20 protein-coding genes are annotated in these 26,425 nt (G+C 67.9%); 7 read left to right on the top strand and 13 right to left on the bottom strand.

From position 1 onward, the window contains the following. The first annotated feature begins 14 nt into the window (after positions 1-14). Complete coding sequence (locus LuPra_RS23335; RefSeq protein WP_110172982.1) at positions 15-473, top strand: amino acid permease C-terminal domain-containing protein; 459 nt, start codon at positions 15-17, stop codon at positions 471-473. Between the two features lie 344 nt (positions 474-817). Here the strand turns inward: LuPra_RS23335 and LuPra_RS23330 are convergent, their stop codons facing one another. The 3 genes from LuPra_RS23330 to LuPra_RS23320 all read right to left on the bottom strand — a co-directional run bounded on the left by LuPra_RS23330 (position 818) and on the right by LuPra_RS23320 (position 6,206). Further along, the gene (locus tag LuPra_RS23330) at positions 818-1,552 is read right to left on the bottom strand and encodes a uracil-DNA glycosylase (RefSeq protein ID WP_110172981.1); all 735 of its coding nucleotides are present in this window, start codon (positions 1,550-1,552) and stop codon (positions 818-820) included. A gap of 10 nt (positions 1,553-1,562) precedes the next feature. Next, positions 1,563-2,477 carry a lipoyl synthase gene (gene lipA / locus LuPra_RS23325; RefSeq protein WP_110172980.1) on the bottom strand — a complete coding sequence of 305 codons (915 nt, stop codon included), beginning with the start codon at positions 2,475-2,477 and terminating at the stop codon, positions 1,563-1,565. A 90-nt stretch (positions 2,478-2,567) separates the two neighbouring features. After that, complete coding sequence (locus LuPra_RS23320) at positions 2,568-6,206, bottom strand: two-component regulator propeller domain-containing protein (RefSeq protein WP_162472809.1); 3,639 nt, start codon at positions 6,204-6,206, stop codon at positions 2,568-2,570. 295 nt (positions 6,207-6,501) lie between these two features. Between LuPra_RS23320 and LuPra_RS23315 the strand changes: the two genes are divergently transcribed. Further along, the gene (locus LuPra_RS23315; protein WP_110172978.1) at positions 6,502-7,656 is read left to right on the top strand and encodes an aminotransferase class V-fold PLP-dependent enzyme; all 1,155 of its coding nucleotides are present in this window, start codon (positions 6,502-6,504) and stop codon (positions 7,654-7,656) included. On the opposite strand, the gene LuPra_RS23310 is transcribed toward LuPra_RS23315, so the two are convergent. From LuPra_RS23310 to LuPra_RS23300, 3 genes are all read right to left on the bottom strand, one after another. After that, positions 7,647-8,849, bottom strand: coding sequence for an FG-GAP repeat domain-containing protein (locus LuPra_RS23310; RefSeq protein ID WP_157899573.1), 1,203 nt, complete (start codon positions 8,847-8,849; stop codon positions 7,647-7,649). The two genes, LuPra_RS23315 and LuPra_RS23310, sit on opposite strands and share 10 nt — an antisense overlap. 156 nt (positions 8,850-9,005) lie before the next feature. After that, positions 9,006-12,824, bottom strand: coding sequence for a DUF7948 domain-containing protein (locus LuPra_RS23305; protein WP_162472808.1), 3,819 nt, complete (start codon positions 12,822-12,824; stop codon positions 9,006-9,008). A gap of 205 nt (positions 12,825-13,029) precedes the next feature. After that, on the bottom strand, positions 13,030-13,425 hold the full coding sequence (locus LuPra_RS23300; RefSeq protein ID WP_157899571.1) for a hypothetical protein: 396 nt from the start codon (positions 13,423-13,425) through the stop codon (positions 13,030-13,032). Between the two features lie 157 nt (positions 13,426-13,582). On the opposite strand from LuPra_RS23300, the gene LuPra_RS23295 reads away from it, so the two are divergent. The 3 genes from LuPra_RS23295 to LuPra_RS23285 all read left to right on the top strand — a co-directional run bounded on the left by LuPra_RS23295 (position 13,583) and on the right by LuPra_RS23285 (position 16,236). Continuing rightward, entirely contained in the window at positions 13,583-14,332 is a 750-nt protein-coding gene (locus tag LuPra_RS23295) for a helix-turn-helix domain-containing protein (protein ID WP_110172974.1), read from the top strand. 20 nt (positions 14,333-14,352) lie between these two features. After that, on the top strand, positions 14,353-14,613 hold the full coding sequence (locus LuPra_RS23290; protein ID WP_110172973.1) for a 4Fe-4S dicluster domain-containing protein: 261 nt from the start codon (positions 14,353-14,355) through the stop codon (positions 14,611-14,613). A gap of 87 nt (positions 14,614-14,700) precedes the next feature. After that, complete coding sequence (locus LuPra_RS23285; RefSeq protein ID WP_157899570.1) at positions 14,701-16,236, top strand: retroviral-like aspartic protease family protein; 1,536 nt, start codon at positions 14,701-14,703, stop codon at positions 16,234-16,236. Between the two features lie 245 nt (positions 16,237-16,481). Here the strand turns inward: LuPra_RS23285 and LuPra_RS23280 are convergent, their stop codons facing one another. Together LuPra_RS23280 and LuPra_RS23275 are read right to left on the bottom strand one after the other, a co-directional pair. Further along, positions 16,482-16,988, bottom strand: a complete 507-nt coding sequence (locus tag LuPra_RS23280) for an acyl-CoA thioesterase (protein ID WP_234800523.1) — start codon at positions 16,986-16,988, stop codon at positions 16,482-16,484. A gap of 219 nt (positions 16,989-17,207) precedes the next feature. Next, positions 17,208-20,348 (bottom strand): PD40 domain-containing protein, encoded by a 3,141-nt coding sequence (locus LuPra_RS23275; RefSeq protein ID WP_110172970.1) that lies wholly within the window; start codon positions 20,346-20,348, stop codon positions 17,208-17,210. Positions 20,349-20,618: 270 nt separating this feature from the next. Here LuPra_RS23275 and LuPra_RS23270 point away from each other — a divergent pair, with 270 nt between their 5' ends. Both LuPra_RS23270 and LuPra_RS23265 read left to right on the top strand, forming a co-directional pair. Next, positions 20,619-21,167 (top strand): TlpA family protein disulfide reductase, encoded by a 549-nt coding sequence (locus tag LuPra_RS23270; RefSeq protein ID WP_110172969.1) that lies wholly within the window; start codon positions 20,619-20,621, stop codon positions 21,165-21,167. 81 nt (positions 21,168-21,248) lie between these two features. Further along, positions 21,249-21,482, top strand: a complete 234-nt coding sequence (locus LuPra_RS23265; protein ID WP_162472807.1) for a hypothetical protein — start codon at positions 21,249-21,251, stop codon at positions 21,480-21,482. 145 nt (positions 21,483-21,627) lie between these two features. Here LuPra_RS23265 and LuPra_RS23260 read toward each other — a convergent pair whose 3' ends face one another. From LuPra_RS23260 to LuPra_RS23240, 5 genes are all read right to left on the bottom strand, one after another. Continuing rightward, positions 21,628-22,344 (bottom strand): alpha/beta hydrolase, encoded by a 717-nt coding sequence (locus LuPra_RS23260; protein ID WP_157899568.1) that lies wholly within the window; start codon positions 22,342-22,344, stop codon positions 21,628-21,630. Between the two features lie 4 nt (positions 22,345-22,348). Next, complete coding sequence (locus LuPra_RS23255) at positions 22,349-22,579, bottom strand: type II toxin-antitoxin system antitoxin (RefSeq protein ID WP_110172966.1); 231 nt, start codon at positions 22,577-22,579, stop codon at positions 22,349-22,351. 27 nt (positions 22,580-22,606) lie between these two features. After that, positions 22,607-23,473, bottom strand: coding sequence for an SPFH domain-containing protein (locus tag LuPra_RS23250; protein ID WP_110172965.1), 867 nt, complete (start codon positions 23,471-23,473; stop codon positions 22,607-22,609). A 217-nt stretch (positions 23,474-23,690) separates the two neighbouring features. Next, positions 23,691-24,494, bottom strand: coding sequence for an alpha/beta hydrolase (locus tag LuPra_RS23245; RefSeq protein WP_157899567.1), 804 nt, complete (start codon positions 24,492-24,494; stop codon positions 23,691-23,693). A gap of 254 nt (positions 24,495-24,748) precedes the next feature. Continuing rightward, complete coding sequence (locus LuPra_RS23240; protein ID WP_110172963.1) at positions 24,749-26,413, bottom strand: M20/M25/M40 family metallo-hydrolase; 1,665 nt, start codon at positions 26,411-26,413, stop codon at positions 24,749-24,751. Between the last annotated feature and the right edge of the window lie 12 nt (positions 26,414-26,425).

The raw sequence follows: 26,425 nt of genomic DNA, 5'->3' as shown, positions 1-26,425 counted from the left end.
CCGCTGGAGGACACGTGTCGCTCTTCATCACCGTCCCGCTCGCTCGCCTGCACGCCCGTGCCGATGGAGACGACGGACCCGCGCTGCCGCGCGTGCTGGGCCGGGGCGACCTGTTGTCGCTCGGCATCGGCGCGGTCATCGGCGCCGGCATCTTCGTGCTCACCGGCCAGGTCGCCGATGCACACACGGGCCCGGCCATCGTCGCTGGCTGGCCATGGGACTGGCAAGCCTGGCGAGCGCACTCGCCGGTCTCTGCTATGCCGAGTTCGCCGCTGCCGTTTCCCGTCCCGTGGGCGCCGTGGCTGCCGCTCCTGTCGGTCATCGTCAGCCTCTGGCTGACGACGAGCCTGCCGCGAGAGACCTGGGAGCGCCTGGTGATCTGGATGGTCGTCGGCTGGTCGTGTACGCGCTCCATGGCTTTCGTCGCAGCGTCCTGCGCCGCGAGCAGGCGACTCGCGCCAGACAAACCGTGAACGCGTGAGACGCCACGACCGTCGGACAAGTCCGACGGCTACATTCACGATCGCGGGTGGAGTCGGGAGTCGGGAGTCGGGAGTGGGAATCGCCGATCGGGAGATAGTTCCGTAGCCGTCGACCTTCAGGTTGACGGGCGCGTGGAGTCAGCGTGTGGGTGTAGCCGTCGACCTTGGTCGACGGACGAGCGCGGTAAAGCGTCGAGCAAGCTCGACGCCTACACATACATGTCCCGCAGCGTTCGGCGTTCCGCGCTCTCCGTTCGTCACGACGGCCATGATTTGGATGCCTCACGGTTACGTATCTACACACCGATCCGCGATCCGCGATTCCCGATCCGCGGTTACGTATGCCCGGCGTCGAGGCGGCGCCGGGCGTCGAGGAAGACGTCGGCGAGCATCGGGTCCGTGAGGCGCCCTGTGTGGGTGTTCTGGCGAGACGGATGGTAGGACTGCAGCACGCTCGGCACGCCGAGTCCGGTGCAGTCCACGCAATGACCATGTGCAAACGGAGCGGCTGGCAGCCTTACTCCGCGGCGTGCCAGCAGGCGACGGAACGCGTCGTACGCGATGCGTCCGAGCACCACCACGAGGCGGATGCGGGGCAGGGCCGCGAGTTCGGCCTCGAGGTGGGCGAGGCAGGTGTCCACCTCCTCGGGCGTGGGCTTGTTGTCCGGAGGGGCACACCTCACCGCGGCGGCCACGTAGGCATCGATCAGCGTGAGGCCGTCATCGGGATGCTGCGACGTCGCGCGGTTGGCGAAGCCGCCGGCCATCATCGCGCGCATCAGGAAGTCGCCCGATGCGTTCACGCCATCGCCGGTGAACACGCGTCCGGTGCGATTGGCGCCATGGGCAGCAGGCGCGAGGCCGAGCACGAGCAGCCTGGCATTGGCGTCGCCGAAGCCCGGGACGGGGCGCGCCCAGTACGTGTCGTCGCGGAAGGCCGCCCGCTTGATCGTCGCGATGTCGCGACAGTACGTGCGCAGCCGCGGGCACGCATCGCACTCGATGATGGCAGCGTGGGCGGCACGCAGCCGCTGCGGTACGGGACGTTGGGCAGGGTACGCCCGGGGCATGTGCGGTGCGCTAGCGACAGCCGCCGGCGGCGGCCTGCGCGAGGCTGTCGGCCTGCTCGTGTGCGTGGTAGGAACTGCGCACGAGCGGACCCGCCTCCACGTGTCCGAATCCGAGGCCGAGCGCGATGGCTTTCAACTCGCGGAACTCGTCGGGCGTGTAGTAGCGGGTCATCTCGAGGTGCGACTCGGTGGGCCGCAGGTATTGCCCGAGCGTGAGGATGTCCACCTCGATGCCGCGCAGGTCGCGGAACACCTCGGCGAGCTCGGGCTTCTCCTCGCCCAGGCCAACCATCAGTCCGGTCTTGGTCGGGATCCGCGGAGCGTACGCCTTGGCGCGCTGCAGCAGTTCGAGTGTCCGGCTGTACTTGCCGCCACTGCGCGCCTTGCGGTAGAGGCGAGGGACGGTCTCGGTGTTGTGGTTCAGCACGTCAGGCCCGGCGTCGAGCACGGTGTACAACTGGTCGGCCTTGCCCTGGAAGTCCGGGATCAGGACCTCGATGCGGCACGCGGGCGACAGCGCCCGCGTCCGTCGGATCGTCTCGGCAAAGATGCCGGACCCGCCGTCCGGCAGGTCGTCGCGGTCTACCGACGTGATCACGACGTAGTTCAAGCCGAGCACCTTGACGGCGTCGGCCACGCGGCGCGGCTCATCGAGGTCGAGGGTCGCGGGCTTGCCATGTGCGACGGCGCAGTAGCCGCAGGCGCGCGTGCAGACGTCGCCGAGGATCATGAACGTCGCGGTGCCGTGGTGCCAGCACTCGCCGATGTTCGGGCAGCGCGCTTCCTCGCACACGGTGTTCAGGCCGAGACCCCGCATCAGCTTCGAGAGCCGCAGGTAGTTCTCGGAGCCCGGCGCCTTGACCTTGAGCCACTCGGGCTTGGGCTGGCGCGGGCGAATGACGTGCAGGGGGGCTACTGTGCTCATGCGCGGGAAGGGGCCAGGGGCCCTGGGCCATCGGCAGGAATCCAGCCAAGCCGGACCCCCAGCGGACACCTCGTCATCGTAGCATGCAGGTCAGGCCGGCTCGACCGGGCGCGCCGCCGCGTCCGCCATCAACTCGCGGACGCAATGCACCAGCTGCTCGGGGCGCCACGGCTTCTGCAGGAACACCGTGCTGGGAGAAGCCGTGAGATCCCCTGCCTCTTCGGCGGTGTAGCCGCTGGTGAGGACGATCGGCAGATGCGGTCGCTCCTCGCGCATGGCCTGGAGGACGGCGCGTCCCTGGATGCCCGGAAGCGTCAGGTCCAGGACCACCACGTCGAACGCTCCGGGACGCTCGCTGAACGTCGCCACGGCTTCCTCGCCGGTGGGGACCTCGGTCACGACGTGTCCGGTTCGGCGCAGAGCCACGCGCGCGACGTCGCGCACGAGTCGCTCGTCGTCGACGACCAGTACGTGTGGCGCGACCACCGCGCCAGCGACTCCGGTGCCATGCGTCGCCTCGACGCTCGTGGCGACCACTGGCTTCGCGAGCCTCTCGCGTCCCCGCTCGGTCCGCCTCGGCGGAGCGTCGGACGCGTTACGCATGCAGGGGAACAGCAGCGTGAACGTGGTCCCGACCGCTGGCTCGCTCGTAACCAGGATCCGCCCAGCGTGGCTTCGTACGATGCCCTGCACTGCGGCCAACCCCAGGCCGCGTCCCGCGGGCTTGGTGGTGAAGAACGGATCGAAGATGCGGTCGAGGGTCTCGGCATCCATGCCGGCGCCGGAGTCGCGCACCTCGAGCCACACGTAATCGCCTGGTGCCAGGCCGAGCACTCCCGGCTGATGCGTTGTCGCGGCCTCGCCGGGGCGCAACGTCCGCGTGCCGGCCGAGATGCGGATCTGCCCCCCGTCCCGGCCAGTCGCTTCGGCGGCGTTGGTGAGCAGGTTCATCACGACCTGCCGCAACTGCGAAGGATCGCCCGCGATCATCGGCAGCCATCGCGGAAAATCGTGGCTGACGGTGACGGTCGCCGGGATGATCGACCCGAGTAGCTCACGCACCTCTTCGACGAGTTCCTCGAGCGCCACCGGCACCACGATGAACCGGCCTCGTCCCGAGTAGGCGAGCATCTGCGACGTGAGTTCGCTGGCCCGCAACGCCGCGCGCTCGATGCGTTCGACGTGCTTGCGCCCCGACGAGCCCGCCGGCAGATCGGCGAGGGCAAGGCTGGCCTCGCCGAGGACGCCGACGAGCAGATTGTTGAAGTCGTGCGCCACGCCGCCGGCCAGCACGCCGAGGCTTTCGAGGCGCTGCGCCTGCTGGATTCGATCGTCGAGCGCCCGCCGCTCACGTTCGGCCCGTTCCCGCTCCTGCATCTCGTGCCGCAGGGCGGCCGTGCGTTCCTCGACGAGGCGCTGCAGGTCCTGCTGGTGCCGCCGCAAGTGCCCGATCCGCAACCGCACGAGGCCGACGATGACCAGGGTCATCGCCGTGAGGGCGAGCCCCAGGAACCATCCGGTCTGGTAGAAGCGGGCCGGCACCTGGAAGCTGAGCGTGCGCGCCGTCCCTGGTGGCGCTCCTCGATGGGCCCGCGCGCGGACCTCGAAGTGGTAACCACCCGGTGACAGGTTCGTGAACGACGCGGTGCGGGCCGCCCCGGCATCGACCCATGCGTCGTCCAGGCCGACGAGGCGGTACTCGTACTGGACGGCGCGGCCCCCCATCAGGCGCGGCGCGCTGTACGCGATGTCGATGCTGCGTGCCGGGAGCGGGCTGACCAGGGCGGACAGTTCCACGCGCGCCTTGTTCACCTGCACCGTGTCGATGCTCACCGCCGGCGCGGCCGGCGTATCGGCGACCTCCGTCGGATCGAAGATGACCACACCGTCGACCGTCGCGAACCAGAGGCGGCCGTCTTTGGCCAGCCAGCTGAGGGGCTGGTTGCCGTCTGTGCCATCGGTACCGGGCACGCCCTCCGCACGCCCGTATTGCGCCACCGACAGGACGCCGCCGCGGCCGTCCATCCGGGCATGCACGTCGGCAATGCGGACCACGGCGAGGCCCTGCGTGCCCGTCAGCCACAAGCGGCCGGCATCGTCTTCCAGCACGTCGAAGACCACGTCGTCGGGCAGCCCGTCCCTGGTCGTGATCGAGGACATCTTGCCGTGTTGCAGGCGAAACAGGCCACCGCCGTACGTGCCGATCCATAGCGTGCCCGTGCGGTCGTGCTGCAGCGACGTCACGAACGGGTTGGTGAGGCCTTCACGTTCGCCCCAGCTGACGATCCGGCCATTCCGCTCGATGCTTTGCAGCCCACCGCTGTAAGTACCGACCCATGTCCGATCGGCCAGGGCGTAGATGGCGCGGACTTCGTTGCTGCGCAGGCCGTCGGACTTGCCGAATCGGCGGATCACGCCCTTCTGGTAGCGGACCACGCCGTTGCCGCCGAACCAGACGGCCTCGTTGGACACCTCGATGGTCCGCAACGTCGCGCCCACTACCTCCGGGCCAAGGTGCTCGACGACGTGGCCCTCCTGCAGGCGGAAGGCGCCACCGCCGTTCGTCCCGACCCAGACGCTGCCGTCCAGGTCACAGGCCACCGAGGTGATGGCGTTGCTTGGCAGGCCGTCACGGGTCGTAAGGGTGCGCAGTTTGCCGCCACGCAGGCTGACGAGCCCCCCGCCGTAGGTGCCGATCCACCAGTCGAGGGTCGTGGCCACCTGCGAAACAGTGGTGACCGGGAACGGTGGCAGCCCCGAGCGCACGTCGAGCAACTCGCGGGCCGCGGGGGCCAGCCGGTTCAGGCCCCCGGCCAGCGTGCCCACCCAGAGCGCGCCGTCCCGGTCTTCCGCGAGCGAGATCAGGTAATCGGAACTCAGGCCGTCACTGCGCCGGAACGCCGTGAACTGCGCGCCGTCGTAGCGCACCAGCCCGCCGCCATGGGTGGCCATCCACACGACGCCGCGCCGATCGACGAGCACCTGCAGGACCCGTTCGACGGGCAAGCCGTCGTCTGGCCCGAACGTGGTGACGACCCCGTTGTCGATGCGGCTCACGCCGCGCGCGCCGGTCACCCAGATCGCGCCGTCCGGCGTCTCGGCCACTGATGTCGCGATGGGGCTCGGCAGCCCGGCCTCGATCGAGTAGCGTCCGACGACCGTGCCGTCCACGCTGACCGCGCCATGGTGCGAGGTGGCGAACCACATCGTGCCGCTCCGTGCCTGGAACACGGCATTCACGCCATCGCCGGCCAGGTCGGCAGGCAAGGGAGGCGCCTGCCAGCGCCGTCCGTCGAAGACGCGAGCACCGCTCGAGGACGCCAGCCACACGCGCCGCTGGCGATCCCGGTACAGGTCCCAGACGATGTCGTCCGGCACGCCTTCGGCCTCGCCGTATCGCGTGACGACGCCGCCCGCGACCCGAAGCACGCCGGATCCGTAGGTGCTGACCCACAGGACGCCGTCGCCATCTGGCAGGACCGCGGTCAGCCGCAGGTTCCCCAGGTCCATGGTGCCGACGCGCGTCACGGGCGTGAACTGCGCTCCGTCGAAGCGGGCAAGGCCCTTGCGGGTGGCTATCCAAAGGTACCCGCGCTCGTCCTGCGCGAGACTGGTGATGGTGTTCTGCGGCAACCCGTCCTCGACGCGCCACTGATCGACGATCAGGCGAGCCGTCGACTGGGCGAACGCCGCCACGCTGGTGGCGATCAACAGGCACGAGGCCAGCACGCAAGTACGGGGGCGCGACATTTGCACGGGACGTATGGACCGGTCGCGTCTTGCCCGAGCACGTGCAAGACGTATGGCGGTCGACTGAAGCTCTAGAGTGTAAACGCCTGAGGTGGCCCAGGAGAACGCTGGCGGCCGAGGGCTCACCGTCGCGTTACGTGCTTGACCTCGCCGCAGTCGCGGCGGATGCTGACCCGGCCGTGCCTCGCATCCACGACATCACCACCTACACGCAGGATCGGCCGCCGTCGCTCGAGAGCGCCCGACCCGACCCCCATGGCCCTGGCGGTGGCGGATGACCGACGCGTTGCTCCCCTGGCGCGCCGAGTTCCCCATCCTCGAGACCTGCACGTATCTCGTGAGTCATTCGCTCGGCGCCATGCCGCGCGAGGCGCGCACGCAGGCCACCCGCTTCCTCGACGCGTGGGACACGCGTGGCGTACGCGCGTGGTCGGAAGGCTGGTGGCAGACAAGTCGCGAGACCGGCGACATGCTGGCGCCCCTGCTCGGCGTGCCAGCTGGCTCGGTCACGATGGTGCAGAACGTGTCGGTTGCCCAGTCGGTCATCGTGTCCGGCCTCGACTTCACCGGGCCCCGGCGACGCATCGTCACGCCCCGCCTCGACTTCCCGACGAACCATTACGTGTTCGAAGGCTGGCGCCGTCATGGCGCCGACGTGGTGTACGTCGAGTCTCCGGACGGGCTCACGCAACCAGCCGAGGCGTGGCGGCCCTTGATCGACGATCGGACCGCGCTCGTCTGCTGCTCGCTGGTGCTGTTCCGAAGTTCCTCGATCACGGACGTGGCGCCGATCCTCGAGCGCGCGCGGGCAGTCGGTGCCCCCGTGGTGCTCGATGTCTACCAGGCCACCGGCACCATCCCGCTGAATCTCACCGCGCTCGGCGTCGAGTTCGCCGTCGGCGGATCGGTGAAGTGGCTGTGCGGCGGGCCGGGTGCGGGATACCTGTACGTGCGGCCGGATGTGGCCGCGACGCTGGCGCCGGCGGCAACGGGCTGGGCCGCCCACGCGCGGCCGTTCGACTTCGAGACCGGAGCGATCGTGTACGCCGATGGCGGGGAGCGGTTCGCTTCCGGGACGCCCAACGTCGCAGCCTGGACGATTGCGCAGGCGGGCTACCGGATCGTCAACGCGATTGGCGTCGGGGCGATTCGCGACAAGTCATTGCGGCAGACACGCCGCATCCTGGAGCATGCGCGCGCGCGCGGCTGGCGGCTGCGCACTCCCGATGAGGATGCCCGGCGGGGCGGCACGGTGACCATCGACGTGCCCGACAGCGCGCGCGTGGCCGCCGATCTCATCGCCCGCGACGTGATCATCGACCACCGTCCGAACGCCGGTATCCGCATGGCGCCGCACTTCTACACGACCGACGAGGAGATCGACCACGCGCTCGCCGTCATGGATGAGGTGACGGCGAATCATCGCTGAAGAAACACGAATACGCCGTGCTTGTTTGCGCTCGCCACGTCGAGCCGGCCGTCGCCGTCGACGTCGCCGAGGACGACCTGGTTGCCGACGCCGGACGTGTCGTCGATCAGGTGCTTGGTCCAGCTCACCGTTGTCCCGGATCGGCGTGGCTGGTACCAGTAGAGGACGCCGGGTGCATTGGGTTGTGGATCGCCGGTCGGGCCGTGCGCCCATCGTCGCTTGCCGGTGACCACGTCGGCGATGCCGTCGTTGTCGATGTCGCCCACGTCGAGGGCGTGCGATTGCGAGAAGGACGCGTCGATCTCGTGACTGACGAAGGTCCGCGTGCCGCTTGCCTGCTTCTGCTCGAACCACCACACGCCTACCTGGTGTGCCGCGCTCGCAACGATATCCGCCAGGCCATCGACGTTCACGTCGTAGATGGCCATGTGCGCGGCGTCCGGCCCGAGGTCGGCCGCGGTGAAGGGCCACGGCATGTCCCCTGGTGTCTCCGGCGCTACCCAGTATCCCTTCGTGCTGACCACGTCGGCGCGTCCGTCGCCGTTGATGTCGCCGACGCCGAGTCCGTGCGCATAGCGCTGGGCGGTCGGATGTTTCGGCTCGCTGATCGGGTGGAAGGTGAACGGCACGAATGGCGACGCCGCAGGCGCCAGCCAGCCGAGTTGCTCGTCGACACCCATCACCAGCACGGGGCCACGGCCACGCACGAGTCGTGCGAACGCGGGCGACTCGTTGCCCGTTGACGACGACACGGGATGCGTCCGCCACACGCCACCGCGCGGCCCCGGATTCGCGCGCCACGACGCCGGCTCGCCCGGGTATCCGAGCACCACCTGATCTGGCCAGCCGTCGCCATTGACGTCGAGCGCGAAGGTGTGGAACGCATTGCTGAAGCCGGTGGGGGCGTCGAACGGTTCGAGAGGCGCGATCTCGTGTCGCGCCCACGCGCCCGCGGTGGTGGCGGCCTCGGGCAGCGGCGCCCCGTACCACGCATTGCCGGCCATGACGTCGACGCGGCCGTCACGATTCACGTCCGCCAGCGCGATGCCTTCGGCACGGAACGCCCCATCGAGGATGACCTTCCGGAACGTCGGCACCCGCGGCGCCGGAGGTGCCTGCGCGGCGAGCCACGCGCCGGCCGTCACCAACGTGCCGAGCAGTGCGGTGATGCCGCGCTGTCGCGATGACGCCACACCGCGTCGTCGAGTGCCACAGTCAGGAATGGCTTGCCGCATGACGACAGGCTACAGCACCTGCCATGGCTCCGCAGCGGCGGGATTCGGGACTCGGGTCTCGGGATTCGAAAGGCGCGCCTGAGACCTGAGACTTGACGCCTGAGACTGCAGCCGTCAGCGAACGATGACGTATCCCTGGAACTCCCGATTCAACTGTTGTCCCGGCCGGACGTCGTCCAGGAACGGGCACGTGCCGGCGATGCTGAAATTGCCCGACGCGCGTGATTCTCCGGGCGCGAGATAGCCGACCTGGTTCATGGCCGGACAGGTCGAGCGTTCGAGATAAGGCCCGGAGAAGATCTGGTGCGGCGCGGTGTCGAGATTGCGCACGGTGACCTGTTCACCTGGCGACACGACAAGCACGCGCGGGGTGATTCCCTGCGGCGTGATCATGATGACGCGTTCCGCGCCGAGTGGCGTGCCCAGGGCGTTCGTGCCAGCCGCCCAGCGTTCCTTTCCGGAGTCGGAATACATGGCACGTTCGACCACGAGTTGTGCGGGGAGGATCCCCTGGCTCTCGACGAGCGTGCCGAACCGGCGGCCCATCGCCTGCGGGAAGTCGTCACGCACCGGGACGTTGACGCGGCTGTGCGCCGCCACCGGGTAATCGCGCGCCACGCGCGCGCCGTCGTCCTCGAACGACAGCGTCACGCGGGCTACGCCGTCGACGGGCGACGTGTTCGCGATCAGCAGGTACGTGTCGGTCGCGTTCGGTCCGCCGAGCATGCCCTCGGCCAATCCCCACGAGGCACTCGTCGACAGCGAGCCTGGCGAGTTGTGCGCCTCGCGCCAGCTGGACGCGGTCGGGCCCGGCCACCACATCGCGCGCTCGGCGACGAATGGCTGGTCGTCCACCGACTCGAGGACCGTCGAGACCGCGGTGTTCTCGAGTTCCGGCGCCGCCAGATCCACCCAGATGTTGAAGCGGCTCTTGGCCGCGATCTCGTAGGTCCGCTGCACGGTCGCCCCCGAAGGCAGCAGGAACGTGGCGCGCACCGACAGCGAGTCGCTCGAGGGGTTCGCGATCAGCAGGAAGGTGTCGAAATAGGGACCTGTCGCCCCTTCGGCGAACGACCACGTCGGCGCCGGCGTCGTGATGCCGGCGCTTGCGTGCCCGGCGCCGAACAGCCGGCCGCCCGCATTGAGGTACATGGCGCGCTCGACCAGGATCGGCGTGCCCGCATCGGTGGAGATGCGCGCGGACACCTCGGCGGCGCGCAGCGACGGGTGCTGCGTCGAGACGTCGAGGGTCGCCCGCGACTGCGGCGCCACGCGGTAGGTGAGCGTGACCGGCTTGAGCCCTCGCCCCAGCAGGTACTCGATCGTGACATTCGCCTCGACCGGATTCGGGTTCTGGAGCAGGTAGAAGAGCCGGAACCCGTTGATGGTGGCGCCTTCGGCCAGGTACCAGTTGGAAGCAGGCGCCGTCATCGCGGTCTCGGCGTGACTGCCGTAGGCGCTGCCATCCCAGGTCATCGTCCGATCGGCGACCACCGGCTGGTCAGACTCGAGAATCGTGGCGAACTCCTCGTCGGCCATGCCCAGGACCGTCGAGACATCCAGCGTGCCGCGCGCGAAGGGCGCGAGGGTCAGGAGGCGGCGAACGATGGTGTCCTGCCCCGGGATATCAGGCACGCCGCATGCGCGCTGGCAGAGAAACCGCACCAGCACGGCCGCCGGCGCGGCGTTGGGATTCAACAGTGCCAGTCGCGTCTCGAACGGCCCGATGGTGGCGCCTTCGGCCAGGTAGCGCGTGTGCCGTCCCAGCGGGTGCGTGCCCTGCTGGTACTCCTGCAGGTTGGTGAGTCCGTCGCCGTCCGGGTCGCCGTTGGCGTCGCTCAGCCTCGGGTCGAGGTTGAACTGCGTCTCCCACGCGTCGGGCAGTTGATCGTTGTCGGTATCGGTGGTCTCGTCGCCGCTCGACAGCCGGTAGAGGAAGGCATCGGTCGGGCCGTGATTCACCGACCCCATGGCCTGGACCATGCCCGTCACCACCACGCGGCCCACGCCATCCACCGCCAGCCCCGTCGCGTCGTCGTTGCCGCTCGTGCCGAGGTACGTGGCGTAGACCATCGACGCACCGCGTAGCATCACCACGAAGGCATCACCATTGCCGGCGCCGCCGACCTGCACGGGACGCACGACCGGGAAATTGGCCGACGCCGTCTGCCCGGCGAGGTACAGCCCTGTCGCATCGACGGCGATGGCGCGGGCGCGGTCGATGCCGCTGCCGCCGATGCGCCACGACGCGCCTCGAGGGCCGGTCGATGCGTAGGTGACGACGAACGCATCCATGCTCGTGCCGGCCGGTCCGAACGTGTTGGTGGCGGGGAAGTCGGCCGACGTCGTGCTGCCGCCGACGTGGATGGCGCCACCCGCGTCGACGGCCACCGCGTGCGCGGACTCGTGCCCGGTGCCGCCGAGCAGAGTCGAGAAGATGAGGGTCCCCGAGACCGAGAAGCGCGACACCGTCGCGTCGAAATTGCCGCTCCGCGCTTGTGACGGCTGCTGCACGGGATAGTCCGCCGAGTTGCTCGTCCCGACGACCGCGGCTGCCCCGGTGCTGTCCACGGCGACGGCAAAGAGGCTGTCGCTGGCCTGTCCGCCGTGGTACGTCGACCAGGCGAGCGTGCCGTCGCCGCCGATTCGGGTCACGAAGCCGTCGAGTCCCTGGGCCACCGGCTGGTGGGCATTGCGCACCGGGAAGTCGGTCGAGCGCGTCTCGCCGGCGACGACCAGCGCGCCGTCCGGCGCGACGCCGATGCCGTGCGCCTCGTCGGCCTCACTGCCGCCGAGATATGTGGAGAAGTCAAGGGCATTGCCGTTGGCTGCCACGGTGGCCACGAAGGCGTTCGCCGCGCCCGGGGCAGTCTGCATGCCGGCGAGCGGTTGGACGACGGGGAAGTCGCGGCTCAGGGTCATGCCTGCCACGTGCATGCGTCCTGCCGTGTCCACCGCGAGGCCACGCACGTTGTCCGATTCCGATCCGCCGAAGTAGGCCAGCACCTGCACCAACTGGCCGGTCGGATCGAGTCGTGCCACAAACACGTCACCCTTGCCGCCAGCGCCGCCGATACGTGCCCAGGGCAGGTCCGTCGACGACGTGTAGCCGGCCAGGTAGATGCGACCCTGGGCATCGAGCGCCACCGCCGTCGCTTCCTCGACGCCGTTGCCACCGATGGCCACCGAGTAGGTCAACACCGGGTCGATCACCAGTTCGCGAGCGGCGTCGTAGGCGCCAAGCGTGAACCCGAAGACGCCATCGCCTGCGATCCGGAAGGCGACGGGCACGCGACGGGTGCCGCCGTCGGCCGCCACCTGCCATGCCTGCGGCGGCTCGAGCCTCATTGAGGCGCCGGGTGCCACCCTGATGTCGATGGCGCCGGTCGTCGTCAACGACGCGTCCGCATCGTCCACGCGGAAACGGATCCGATCGGGCGCCGCGCCTGGCGCGACGAGGAAATCCTGTTCGACACAGCCGTCGTTGCCGCGGTAGCGCACGTCGATGCCGGGATAGATGCCGCGGTAGCCGACCTGAGCATGGAGCCCGCGGCTGACGACGGCGTCCGACGACAGGTAGTGCACCTCTCCGGTCGGGCCGGCCCGCCAGGGCGACGCATCTGCGTTCGCGCCGACCAGCGTCCATCGCCAGGTGCGCGGTGCGGCCCCTTCTCCATCCTGGACGACGAGCTGCGCGCCCAGACGCGTGATGCGCGCGACGTAGCCCCGCGCCCGCGTCGTGGCTGCATCGTCACCAGCCTGCTCGAACGCGAGTGGCAGCGCCGCGCCCGCGGGGCCGACGGTGGTCGTGGGCGTCAGGATCCGGTGCGGCGTCAGCGGCGTGGGTATGTCGTCGTGCGCCGACGCCCGGGCCTCGAGGCACATGACCAGGGCCACGGCCGCACGGGCGCTGGCGCACACACGGGGGCCCACTCGTCGCATGCCTTTCCGGCAGCAAATGTCTCGCCGCGTCGCCTGTTCATCGAAATGCAGGGATTCGGCGCACTCCGGGCCGCCGTGACCGCAAGGCCGTCATCGGATGGACAACATTGGTGGCAAGAGCACACACACATTAATGCCGCAATGCCGAAATGCCGGAATGCCGGAATGCCGAGTGCGAGCCCCGGTGCGCGGCGAGTTACCGCACGACGATACGGGCCCGCATGTTGGCGTTGTCCGGGTCGTCGTGATCGTGGACGCCGCAGGTGCGCACGATGTTCAGGTTGCCGGTCTCGCGGTTGGTCCCGGGGCCGAGGAAGCCCACCTGGTTGATCTCCGGGCAGTCCGTGTGGTCGGGGTGCGGGTCGGAACTGACCTGCCGGGCGCGGGAACTCTGGTTGACGAAGATCACGCGACTGCCTGGGGTGACCACCAGCTCCTTCGGCCACAGGACCCCGCCGGCATCGACCGTCATGGTCAGCCCGGTGCCAACGGGCGAACTGGGTGTGGTCGGGTTACTGCCACCGCCACACGCGGCGCCGAACCCCAGTCCGGCGACCACCACCGCCAGACACCACCGCCCAAGCACAACCATGCGTGCATTATGCGGTTGTGGCCTCGCCGTTTGGCGGGCGAGCGCGGATCACCCGGCGTCCTGCCAGGGACTGAATCCCGACCTCGACAGGCCTAGTTCCCCGGCGCGTTGGTGAGTATCATTTCATCACGCGGAACGGCGTTCCGCATGTTGGAACATGGCCAGCCAGACATCCGCCGACAAGGCGTTGCACCTGCTCGAGGTCCTGAGCGGAGAACCGCGTGGCATGCCATTGCGCGATCTGGCACGGCTGTCAGGACTCCCGGCGGCGACGGCGCACCGGTTGCTGCTGGTGCTGCGACGTCGCGGGTTCGTCCGGCAGGAGCGGGAGGGCGGACATTACGTGCTCACCCTCAAGCTCCTGGACATGAGTTTCCGGTACTTGAACGGCTCCGAACTGCGCCTGCATGCCTACCCGCCGTTGCGCGACTACGCCAGCCGCACCACGGCGCGCGCATTCGTGTCGCTGCCGGCAGGGGAAGTCACCTACGTCTGGGGCGGCCAGGACGACGCGGCGGCGATGTATACGGCCTACGGCAAGCCCATGCCGGGGCACTGTTCGTTGTTCTTTGCCGAAGGCCAGCAGCGGCGCCTGAGTTGTGCGCGACTGTGTGCGAGCGGGGACGTCTCCCGGTCGGCGGACGTGGTGCGGCGGTTTGGCGACGATGGTGCCGCAGACGGATACCGCCTGAACTGCGCGTGCGCCCCCGTGCGTGACTATCGGGGGCAGGAAGTCGCTCGTGTGGGGGTGTTCACCCACGGGCGAGACGAGGGACCGCTGCACGACGAGCACGTGCCGGCGGCGTGGGATCTGGCACGGGCGACGTCCGTGCGGCTCGGATACTTGTCGGCCGACGTCGGGCCGGCGTTGCCAACCCGGCTCCGCGAGCCGGGGACAGAGCGATAGTTCTTTCTTCAGGAGGACTCGTGGCGTACGTTATTACCGAACCCTGTATCGGGACCAAGGACACGGCCTGCGTGGACGTGTGCCCCGTCGATTGCATTCACCCGCGGAAGGATGAGGGCGATTACGACGCGACGCAGATGCTGTTCATCCACCCGGACGAGTGCATCGATTGCGGCGCCTGCGTGCCGGCGTGCCCCGTGGAGGCGATCTTCGCGATGGATGAAGTGCCTGACCAGTGGAAGGCGTATATCGAGAAGAACGCCGAGCACTACCAGAAGTAGGACGGTGCCGCTCGCGGGGACGAGACGGCGTCGAACGCTGTCCAACGGGGAAGAACCGACCGGGTTGACCGGTCCAGGCTGGTGAAGATGTCCCGTCTCGTCCACCCTCTGTTCACACTCCGACCCCGACTGCTCGCGGGGATCGCGGCCGCGTCCGCGGCCGTCGCGATGGCCACCGTGGTCCCCCAGGCCGGAACCCCGCTGACCGCGCAGGCCGAATTCACCCGCGGCACGCAACTGTTTGCCGATGCCAAGTACCGCGAGGCGGTGCAGGCACTCGTCCGGGCGCGCGAGTACGATCCCGAGCTCAAGACGCAGGTCACGCGACTGGTGGTGCGTTCGCTCCTGCGGGTGGGCGACTTCGGGCGCGCCGAGCAGGAGGCCAGCTCGCTGGTCACCTCCAGCGTCGGGACCGAGGACCTCTCGCTGCACGCCGAAACGCTCTGGAGCACGGGGCATTTCGAGGAGGCCCATGCCCGGTACACCACGGCGCTCACCCTGGACGCGCGTTATCCGGCAGCGCTGCATGGCATCGCCCGCGTGCTCGACGCGCGTGGCAAGACTGCCGACGCACTGGTCGCCGTCGAGCGCGCGATCGAGGGTGACCCGGAAGTGGCGGAATACCATCACACCCGCGCCTACCTCCTGGAGCGCCTCGGCCACTACGACGTCGCAGCCGACGAACTCGAGCGCTATCTCCGCTTGCTGCCGGAGAAGGGCTTCAAGGATCAGATCAGGCTTGCCCGGGCGCGCATGAAGTTCCTGCGCCATTTCGGCGAACGCACGCCGCTCTCGATGGGCGAGGACGTGGTCACGCAGGTGCACGTGATTCCGTTCCGCGAGGAACGCGAGAAGCTGTTTGTCAAGGCCAGGATCAACGGCCGCATCAACACAGATCTCGTGCTCGACACTGGCGCGGAGATGACCGTGCTCTCCGAGGACGCCGCGCAGCGGGCCCAGGTCTACTCGGTGGCCGAGACGCTCAGTGCCGGCGTCGGCGACGTCGGACTGCGCCGCCTCAAGCTCGCGCGCATCAACAAGCTCGAAATCGGCACGCTCACGATCGAACACGTGCCGACGATGATCAAGGATCCGCCACTGAAGAAATTCCCGACGGCCGACATCGACGCGTTCTCACCCCTCGCGGTCGGACTGTCGATGCGCGTGGACTACGAGAAGAAGCAGGTCATCGTCGCGCGCACCCTGCCGAAGGCCGAGGGCACGGCCACGATGGAGGCGCCGCTCTGGATGCATCGGCTCGCGACGGTACGCGGCCGCCTGAACGGCGATCGGCCCGCGGCATTCGTCATCGACACCGGCGGCCAGGCCATCTCGATCAGCCGCACCGCGGCCATCGGCCTCGAACAGCTCGGCCGGTTCCGCCGCATTCCCTTGAAGGTCTACGGTTCGTCGGGCTGGGACCGCGACGCGTTCCTGCTGCCCGGCGTGGACCTCGAAGTAGATGACGTGCGCATGGCGCAGACCTCCCTGGTCGTGCTCAACCTGCGCGCCCCGAGTGTGCTCCTGGGCTACGAACTGGGTGGCATCCTGGGGCACAAGTTCCTCAGCAAGTACCGCGTCTCGCTCGACATCGACGAGGGGCTGATGCGGCTGGACGATTGACGCAAACGCCTAACGCTTAACGCCCAACGCTTGAAGCTTGAAGCTTGAAGCTTGAAGCTTGATGCTTGATGCTTGACCGTGAGCGTCGACCAAGGTCGACGCCTACACCACGCTAGGCCTTGGGCCTTGGGCCGTGGCAATTGCCTGAGACCTGAGACCTGAGACTTGCGACTCGAGACACTAAACCGCAAGCCCTGAGGTGTTCGTTCGGCGTGAAGCGTGAAGCGTTAAGCGTTAAGTTACCGTTACGCGTCCAGCTCCGCTTCGAGTTCGGCGAGGTGGGCCCTGGCGGTGAGGCGCGCGTCACGCCGCACGCGCGCCTGCTCGGCGCGCTGACGTTCCTCATCCGACTCCAGCACCAGTGCCGGTACCGCGACGCGTCGCCCGTCGGCGTCGATGGCCACAAACGTCAGGTACGCATGCGAGGTCAGCGTGCGCTTGCCGGTCAGCGTCTGCTCGCTCATCACCCGCACTTCCACTTCCATCGACGTCCGGAACGTCGCGGTGACGTGCGCGCTCAGGATGATCAGGTCGCCGACCTTGATCGAGTGGAGGAACTGCAACCCGTCGACCGCCACCGTCACGACCCTCTGGCGGGCATGCCGGAAACAGGCAATCGCCCCGGCGATGTCGATGAGGTGCATCACCGTCCCGCCGAGGATGAAGCCGAGCGGATTGGCGTCATTCGGCAACACCACCTGGACCATCTCGGTTGCCGACGCGGACGGGGAGAGCGGAGTGAGCGGAGTCAAAGGTAAAAAGGGCGAAAAGGGCAAAAGGGGCGAAACGGCAGAACCGAAGCGTAAAGGTTATCCGAAGTATTGAAGGCTGAAGAAGTGGAAGGAAGGGCGGGCGTGCCCTTCCTCGATTCGCCTTCAACTGTATCGGCCTTCATCCTTCGATTCTGTCTTTTCGCCCTTTTCGCCCTTTTCGTTCTTTCCCCTTTTTACCTTTCCGCTAGTACCTTTCCGCTAGAAGTCGTACCCGATCCAGACCTGGAAGCGGGACTTGCGGAACTCCGAGCTGCCCCCGAGGTATGAGAAGGCGATGTCTTCCCAGTCCTTGTTGAACAGGGTCTTCCAGGACCAGTCGAAGTGGATCGGGAAGCCGAGGAGGAACGTCTCGAGTCCCATGCCGTAGGAGGCGCGGCCGTCGACGAGGCGGAAGCCGCTGACGACACGCGGTTCTCCATAGATCGGAATGGGAATGCCCGTGGTCGGGTCCTGGTTGAAGCCGACGATCGGGCTGACCACTTCGTCCGATGTCGTCGCGAAGTTGTACTTCGCGTCGGGCTGGCCAGTGCTGAAGCCTGTCGTCGTCGGCCGTCCGAACAGGCTCGAGCCGCCGATGCCGCCGAAGAATACGGCCCGCACGCCCCCGAGCACGCCAATCGGCGTGAGCATCGCCTCGATCAGCGGGAACCGCAGTTCCGCGTTGGCGAAGAAGCCCTTGTTGCCGACAAACTGCAGGTAGTCGTAACCACGCAGTTCGGAGTTGCCGCCGTAGTAGAAGTAGTCCGGCGTGTCTCCCGTGCTGTTGAAGCCGCGGAACCGGAACGCCGCGACGCCGTTGGTCGCGATGCGCTGGTAGTAGCGGAAATCGCCGTCGAAAGTCTGCCGCGACAGCGAGTCGCCGACCTTGGGCGCAACCGTGTACGCCGCCCGGAACGTGTGCCCGGCCAGCGGTCCGTACTCGCGGAACACCGTCGTCTCGCGCGTGAGAGCGACCGTGAGGGGCATCGCAAAGCCGTTGTTGAAGGCTGACTGGCCGTACAGCGCCTCCTGGTAGGAGTTCGAGTAATCCTCCAGCTGCTGGTTCTCGAAGCCTTCGTCGTAATAGGAGATGCCGCCTGACAGTTCGAGCCGCGTATAGCGATTGAACGGGTAAATCGCAAACGCGCTCGCGCCGTTGATCGTGCGGGTCGCGACGGCGTCGTCGCGGTCCAGGAAGTACGCCAGCGACGGGTCGTAGTAGCCCGGCTGCAGGCCGTAATAGAACTGCGTCTGCGAGAACGCCTGGATGGAGTACTGCACGCGGCGCGACAGGTTCGTATACGAGCCGGCAAACGTGCGGTACTGCGCGACCGACGCGGCGAAGAATGTGAAGTTCTGGTCGCCGAGGACGTCGCTGAACGAGATTGCGGTGCCGCCGAAGAGGTCGCCGCCGCTGGTGACGCCGACGTTGATCGGCGGACGGCCGTCGAGGAACATCTTCTCGAATCGGCCCTTGACCCGGTTGTTGGCCGGGATCAGCGTGTGCGTGAGCGGCGCCTGGAAGTCGATCACCGGTCCGGGCTCGCCGAAGTCCGCGGACGTGGCGGCGGCGATCGGCTCCCGCAGGTTCAGGGTGTGGATGCCGTACTCGCCCTTGTAGTAGGTCACGAAGGCGACCTTCGGCCCCTCGGGATCGGCCAAGGGCACCGGCGACACGTTGCTCGTGAGCGTGTCGGTGTACTGCTTCAGCGCACCGCTCTTCAGGTCGAGCGTCCAGAGATTGAAGATCTCGCCGTTCTTGACCACTTCCGGGTCCACCGGCGCGGCGGGATCGACCGCGGTGGAGGCGAAGACGAGCGTGTTGGCGTCCATGAACTGGGCGGCCGCCTCGTCGTGGGTGCCGAAGGTCAGCTGGGTCTTGTTGCCGCTCGCGAGATCGAGGCGGAACAGCTTGTCGTTGCCGCTGATGCGCGCCATGTACACGAGGTAGGACCCGTCCTGCGACACCGCCGGCGCGTAGTCGGCAAAGGCGTCCGACGTCAGGTTGCGTACTTCGGTCGTCTCGAGATCGAGTTCGAAGATGTCGCCGATGGCGTTGCGCAGGCCCGAGAAGTACACGCGGCGGCCGTCCTTCGAGAACTCCGGCGACTCCGGCGCGTCGACCGACGCCAGGTAGTACCGCTTCTCGATCTTGCCGGTGACGATGTTCTGCAGGATCAGGGACCGCTGCTTCTCGGTGCGGGCGAAGTAGGCGATGCGATCGCCGGTCGGCGCCCATGCCAGCCAGGGGACTGTGTTCCAGCGGGCACCGGGCACGGCGATGTACTCGAACCCGGTGTCCTTGCTGAAGCCGGGCGTGAGGTTCCGCACCACCGTGCGGTCCTTGGTGGAGAGCAGCACGACGTCGAGCTCACCCTCCTTGACGTTGCCAGCCACCGCGGCCAGCAGCTCCCCCGACGGCGAGGGCTCGACCGTGAGGACGGCGGAGAACTTGGTTTCGCCACGCTCGGGTGCGAGGTCGCGGCCATAGTCGGCCGGCCGTTCCTTGTCGCGGAACGGCTTGAACCGGTCCTTCATGTACTTCTCGAACTGCTGGTCGAACTCGTCGGCCGTGACGCGAAGCGCCTCTTCGTAGGCAGCTTCGCCGCCGCCGATGACACTCTTGCGCAGCGAGAACAGGTACTGGCGAATGCCTTCCTTGCCCCACTTGGCCTCGATGAACTCGAACGCCGCGTGTCCCAGGTCGTACACCACCCGGGGGTTCGTGAACTGGCCGTAGCCCTCGAACTTCGTCATCTTCGGGATGATGTCGGCGACGGTCGCATCGCGGACCAGCATCAGGTCCATCGGGCGCCACACCCCGGCCATGTAGTCAGCCAGGCCCTCGTCCACCCACAGGGGGACGGTGCGGCGGACGAGTGACCGCGGAATGATGTCGAACTCGAAGATGTGCGTCAGCTCGTGGGTGATGAGCCGATACAGCATGTCGGGCGGTTCGTCCACCGGCAGCAGCATGCGATTGCGGGTCGGCTCGGCAAACGCCGCGACGCCTTCGCTGACCGCGCCGGGAATGACGTTCTGCTGCTGGAATTCAGACTGCGTCTTGAAAATCAGGAGCGGGATCTTGAACGCGAGGTCATGCTTCAACTCCGAGGAGAGCTTCTGGTACGCGCTCTCGGCGTACCCCGCCACGCGCTCGAGGTGCTGCTCGGTCTCCGGGTAGTAATAGATCTCGAAGTGGTCAGTCGTGTAGATCTGCCACTTGAAGGAGTCGTACCGCACTTCGTTCTTGCCGAAGTAGGGAACGAAGGGCGTCTGCGCGAGCGCTGGCGCCCCCAGGGTCGCCAACAGGACGCCCAGGGCAGCGGCGCGCCGCCACGCACGCAACGGCGTAAGCATGCAATCTCCTCGGTCGTGCAAAAAGGCAGGCGCTGGGCACACAGCTGGGCAGCTCAGATGCGGCCATGGTACTCGGGGAAGGAGTACCCCGCAATCGGTGGGGGCTGGCACAACTCGTCACCGATTCAATTGGACGCATTCCGGGGCAGCTTGGCTGCGACCGCCGGGCTGGACTGGCGCTGATCGCGCCGGGGCAGTATCGTGAGAGGACCGACGCGTCGGCGCGCGGTCCCGCCGGCGCTCCTGCCGGCTGGTCAAGGTAGTCCAATCATGAACATGCGCTGGATTCTCGCGGGCGTGGCTGCCCTGGGCCTCGGCCTTGCCGCCATTCCCTTCATCCCCGTCGGCACCTCGACGGCCGCGTCGTCGGCCAAGGCCGCCCCCGCGTCGTGCGAGGCCAAGGCCAAGCCCGCCAGCTACGCCTTCCAGGTCAAGGATGTCGACGGCAAAACCGTGAACCTTGCCGATTACAAGGGCAAGGTGCTGATGATGAACTTCTTCGCGACCTGGTGTGGTCCATGCAAGTTCGAGACCCCGATGTTCGTGCAGCTGCAGGAGGAGTACCGGGCCAAGGGCGTGGCCTTCCTCGGCGTGCAGGTCGAAGACGACCCGGCCCTGCTCAAGGCCTTCAAGGACGAGTACAAGGTGAACTACCCCCTCCTCGTGGCCAACGAGCGCGAGGACGTCGAGAACGCGTTCGGCCCGTTCTGGGGCCTGCCGGTGACCTTGATGATCACGCGCGATGGCACCATCTGCAAACGCCACATGGGGCTGGCGTCCAAGGAGCAGATGGAGAAGGAAATCCAGAACCTGCTCTGACGCCGGCGCGCCGGGGCGGTGCTATGATCGCAGGGTGCCGTGGACCCGGCCCGCTGTCGCGGGGCATCGGTCCTGCGGTCATTGCGCCAGATGCTCAAAGGTTTCATGCACGCCCGGCTCGCCTGCGGTTGCCGCATCACGTTCCGCGAGGGCGTGGAAGGCAGCCCGGTTGTCGTCGTTGTCGACAACAAGTCGCCGCAGTGCGCGTCGACCCTCCACGTGGCCGGCCTGCCGCTCTTCGATACCCGCGAATCGCTGCGGCCCTCCACCCGCCTCGGCCCCCCCGAAGAGGAAGAGTACGAAGAGGAGGGCTGACGCCCTCGACGCCCGGACGACATGCGGGCCAGGCCTCCTGGATTCGAACAGCACCGTGGAGACGGGCGCCGCAAAACGGCGCCCGTCGGTGTTTTCAGGGCATCGCGCCAACACGCTCCAGCATCGCCTGCACCACCGCGACGACCTAGTCGTGCTGTCGAGCCCGCGTGATGCGGGCCGTGCCGTCGCCGAGTTGCGTGCCGTACCAGCCGAATTGCGAATGGTTGCCGCCCTCGAGGCGGTGCCACGTCACTCCGTCCGGAAGCAGGCGTCGCCGCGACTCGGACACGTCGATGGGCGCGATACCATCTTCGGTCGCGACGATCTTGGCCACGGCGAGCGACGTGCCCGACAGGTCCACGTCTCGTGGATGCGTCGAGCCGGCGATGACCAGGCCGCGCAAGGACGCGGGCGGCCGCACCGCAATCTGCACCACGAACGTGGCCCCCTTCGAATGGCCACCCAGTACCCACCGTGACGGTCGTCGTACCTCGAGCAGGCGCCGCAGATCCGTTTCGGCCTGCGTCCGCTGCTGCGGGAACGGCGCGCACCGCCAGGGCAACCCATAAATGATGACGGGAAAGCCCCGCGCGGCGATGGCATGTCCCAGCGGCGCGTACGCCTCGGGTGCCACCAGGCACCCCGCGACCCACACCAGGCCGACATCATGGGCCGATTCGCGTGGGATGAAACGCAGCGTCTCGCCCCGCTCCACGACGACGCCGGCGTCCGAATCCAGCGCCCCCGCGGGCAGTCGCGCGGCATACGTCCACCAGGCGTAGACGGGCATGCCCAGCAACAGCAGGCCGCCGGTGGTCACCCACACCCGCCGGACGATCCCGATGATGCGGCGAGCCGTCATGGGCTCACGCATCGTCGTCGACCGGAGGAACGTCATCCCGTGACGCATCGCCCTCGGGCGTCGCCGCGTCGACGACGATGCGCGCTGGCGCCCGTCCGGACTGGGTGAGCGCGCGGCGCAGGAGGAACTCGATCTGGCCGTTCAGGCTGCGCAGGTCATCGTTCGCCCAGCGCTGGATGGCTTCCAGCACCGGGGGATCGATGCGCAACAGGAACGAGCGGCGTGATGCGGCCATGGGAGGGACGTCCGTGGACCTTGGCCGTTACTGGTAGATCGTGCCGGCGTTGACGACCGGCTGGGTGCCGCGCTCGCCGCACAGGACCACGAGCAGGTTGCTGACCATCTGCGCCCTGCGCTCGTTGTCGAGCTCGACCACCTTTTTGGCCGACAGCATGTCGAGAGCCATCTCCACCATGCCGACCGCCCCCTCGACGATGCGCTGGCGCGCGGCGATGATGGCGCCGGCCTGCTGGCGCTGCAGCATGGCGGCGGCGATTTCCGGGGCATACGCGAGGTGGCTGATGCGGGCCTCCATCACCTCGACGCCGGCCTTCGACAGCCGTTCCTGGATCTCCTGCTTCAGGTGCTCGGCGATCTTGCCGGTCGATCCGCGCAGCGATTCCTGATCGTCATGGCCGTCGTAGGCGTAACTGGTCGCCAGGTTGCGCAGCGCCGACTCGCTCTGCACGTGCACGTAGTTGTTGTAGTCGTCCACTTCGAAGACCGCTTCGGCGGTGTCGACGACACGCCACACCGCGACCGCGGCAATCTCGATCGGATTGCCATCGATGTCGTTGACCTTGAGCTTGGCCGACTCGAAATTGCGGACGCGGGTCGAGACCTTGTGCTTGGTATAGAGCGGGTTCGCCCAGCGGAGCCCTGGCGTCCGGACGGTGCCCACGTAGGCGCCGAAGAGCTGCAGCACCCGTGCCTGGTTGGGGGCGACGGTGAAAAGACCCGCGAGGGCCACGAGGCTGGCCACCAGCAGCAGGACGATTCCAACGGCATGTGCCGGTTGCCTGGTCTTTATGGCGTAGATGAACCACGCCACTGTGGCGAAGAGCCCCGCCACGCCTGCGGCGAGCACGACTGCTCCGTTCATGACCTGACGTTCACGCTCGCGGATCATCGACCTTCATCTCCTGAAACCATCCCGGCACAGCCGGGGAGGCGGCCGGGATGGGGCCGCACCATGTGATGTCGAAGTGATATCACATTGGTAGCAGACGAGAGCAGGGCTGGCCGGGTTCCACATCACCCGTGGGTGGCACCTGGAGGTGGCAATGCCGGAATGCCGCAATGTCGATTGCGTTTGACCCACCGGTACCTGTCGCGACCGGTCCAACTCAGCGGTCGACGCCAGCCAGGAACTCGCTGAGGGCGTCGACGATGGGGCGAGGGATGTCGTGTGCCCCGTCGAACGGGACCCAGGTCACGGTCAAGCCAGCCGTACGTAGGGTTTCGGCCAGGCGCGCCGACGCGGAGAAGGGCAGCACCTCGTCCTGCCGGCCGTGCGCGATGAACACCGGCAGGCCACGCCGGAGGGGGATGCCGTCGCGCCAGCTCGGCTCGTCGATCACGGTCGGGGCCAGGAGGATCAACGCCTTGAGCGGCGTGTCCGAGCGGAATGCGATCTCCGCGCTCACCATGGCGCCCTGCGAGAAGCCGCCGAGGACCACGTCACCCGGCCGACCGCCGACGCGCGTGGTGATCTCCTCGAGCAGCGTCTCCACCCGTGCGGCCGCGGCCGCGAGCCCGGCCGGCCGTGTCCGTGACAGATCGGGCAACCCGGTGCCGTCGCGATGCGAGGCGAGATCGAGTGGCCACCAACCGCGGCCACGCCCGTCGGCCTGAACGTCGGGGCCCTCTGGAAAGACCAGGTGAGTGGCCGGCGGACGACGGATCGTGGCGACGAACGGCAGCCATTCCTGCGGCGAGGACGCGAAGCCATGCAGCAGGACGAGTGGCCGGGCGCCCTCGTCCACTTCCAAGGCCCGGAGGCGCGAGTTCGGGTAGTCGACAGTCTGCGCCGTCTGCGCGGCGCCAGTGAGGAACAGGAAAGCTGAGCAGAGCGTGGCGAGGCCGGGGATGCGCAACTGCATCCCCCCATCCTGCGTCAATCCGCTGCCGAACCTATCTCGGCTGATCATGCCTGATGCCTGATGCCTCATGTCTCAGGTCTCAGGTCTCAGGTCTCAGGTCTCACGCTCGGCGTAAGCCGTAGCCTCGAGCCGCGATGCTTCCCGTCGACCAAGGCGACCGCTACAGCATGTGAATGACCAACGCGACCTTCATGGATTCCAGTACCCGGTGCCCGGTGCCCGGTGCCCCGTGCCCGGTGCGCGGCGCGCGGTACCCCGTACCCGGTACCCGGTACCCGTTTCGCGCTTCCCGGTGCCGGTCGCTACGGTGTTGCCGGTGTGGCCGCGCGGGCGCCATCCACCTTCGGGCGCGCCGGGCGCTCGGCGAGCGCCCGCGCCGTACCGTAGACGAACTGCGCGATGCGCCGCATCTTGACGAAGTCGATGCGGTCGATTTCGTCGTCGAGGCCGTGGTAGTCGCCATGCACGCCGGTGAAGAAGAACGCGATGGGAATGCCGTGCTTGGCGTACTGGTAGTGATCGCTGCGCTCGTAGATTCGCGCCGGGTCAGACGGATCATCGAGCGAGTAGTCGAGATGCAGGCCATGCCCGCGCTCGTTGACCTGTTCGACGATGCCGGCCAGATCGGCGGAGAGTCGCTTCGATCCGACGACGTAGACCGTGTCGGGATCGGTCAGGGGCAGCGGAGTGGTCGCGCGCGGTTCGCCGGCGGCAGTCGACCGCCCGATCATGTCGATGTTCAACTGCGCGACGATGTGGTCGAGCGGTACCGTGGGGTGGTCGGTGAAATACCGCGAGCCCCACAGCCCCTCCTCTTCGCCTGTGTGCCACACGAACAGGATGGAGCGCTTCGGTCGCACCCTGGAGGTTGCAAACGCCTCCGCCATCGACAGCACGCTCACGGTGCCCGACCCGTCATCATCGGCGCCGTTGTAAACGGTGTCGCCAGCAGCGTCAGGCTTGGGGGCGGTGCCGAGGTGATCGTAATGGGCCCCGATGGCGACGTACTCGTGCTTGAGGACAGGGTCGCTGCCTTCGAGGATGGCGACCACATTGCTGGTCGTCGGGTGATCGTCCGTCGTGGCGACGGAGAGTCGCACGACGATCTCGGCCGGCAGCGCGAACGGCGCGGCGGGCTCCCGTCGCACGGCACGCTGGAACGTCTCCTGCGCCGAGAGCTGTCTACCGGTGAAGAGTGCGCCGACGCCGCGGGCGCTGAGCGTCGCGGTCGGTAGTGTCCTGGCATCGGACTGGGCGAATGCGTCCACCGTGAGCGACGTTCGCGCGCGGAGAGCGTCGCGTCTGCCCGGCCAGCGCTCGAGTGTGCCGTAATCGGGCAGGAACAGGACCGCCACGGCGCCCCGCCGCCGCGCCGCAAGTTCGGTGCTCTCCCAGTCGTCGCCGCTCGGGCCCTTCAGGTCGGCCGGCGTCAGGCCCGCGGGCAGTCCCGTGTTGGACACGACGATCTTGCCTGTGACATCCATGTCCTTGTACGGGTCGACGCCGCGGGAACGGATGACCGTGCCGTTACCGATGTAGACCACCGGGCCTTCGGCGGTGCCGGGCACCTGCCCAGGCAGGAAGTCGTCGCCGTAATCCAGCGTGCGCTTTCCGACGGCGAGGCTGGTCTTGTCCACGTCCACCCGCCGCTGGGTCAATGCGATGGACTGCAGGTAGGTGCCGTCGTCTCCTGCCGGCCGCAAGCCGAGGCGCGCCATGTGCGATGCCAGGAACGCGGCCGCGGCGTCGAGGCCACGAGAGGGCGCCTGTCGCCCCTCGAGCGCATCGGCGGCGATGAAGGCGAGATAGTTGCGCAACTGCGCTTCCGTGATGGGCTCGACCCCGGGAGACGGCTTTTCCGCCCGGGGTGCTTGCTCGGCGCGGAGCCGTGCCACTGGGGCGATCGGGCCACCAGTGAGGACAAGGACCAGTGTCGCGGTGGCCAACAGGCAGAACGGACGAGTCACCAGTCGATTGTA

The organism is Luteitalea pratensis (assembly GCF_001618865.1).
Lineage (GTDB): Bacteria > Acidobacteriota > Vicinamibacteria > Vicinamibacterales > Vicinamibacteraceae > Luteitalea > Luteitalea pratensis.
This window is presented reverse-complemented; position numbering and strand designations above follow the sequence as displayed.